Below are 395 nucleotides of genomic sequence, written 5' to 3' on the forward strand. Positions count from 1 at the left end.
GCTTTATTTTTGATAAAATATTGTTGAAAAAATACTATTTTTACGTAATAATAAATTAAAAATACTATGAAAAACAAAGGATGTCTTATTGGTGGAGTGATTCTTTTACTTCTTGCAGGAATCGTTTTCTGGGGAATTGGAGTTTCGAATACGATCAAAACAACAGACCAAGGTGTGCAAAAACAATGGTCGAATGTAGAAAATACATATCAAAAACGTTCAGATTTAGTTCCAAATTTAGTGAACACGGTTAAAGGTGCAGCGAATATGGAAAAAGAAACGTTAACAGCTGTAATTGATGCACGTGCAAAAGCGACTTCTAATCAAATTAAAATTGATGATCCAAGTCAATTAACAGATGCAAATATTGCGAAATTTCAACAAGCGCAAGATCA

Annotated in this window: 1 protein-coding gene; it reads left to right on the forward strand. The window is 31.6% G+C overall.

Translation table 11 applies throughout. The features are described 5' to 3' along the window. Positions 1–66: 66 nt before the first annotated feature. The coding region (locus QWI17_RS08775; protein WP_302722146.1) for a LemA family protein at positions 67–395 on the forward strand (329 nt) is incomplete at its 3' end.

The sequence above is a fragment of the Gilvimarinus gilvus genome, assembly GCF_030518155.1.
GTDB lineage: Bacteria > Pseudomonadota > Gammaproteobacteria > Pseudomonadales > Cellvibrionaceae > Gilvimarinus > Gilvimarinus gilvus.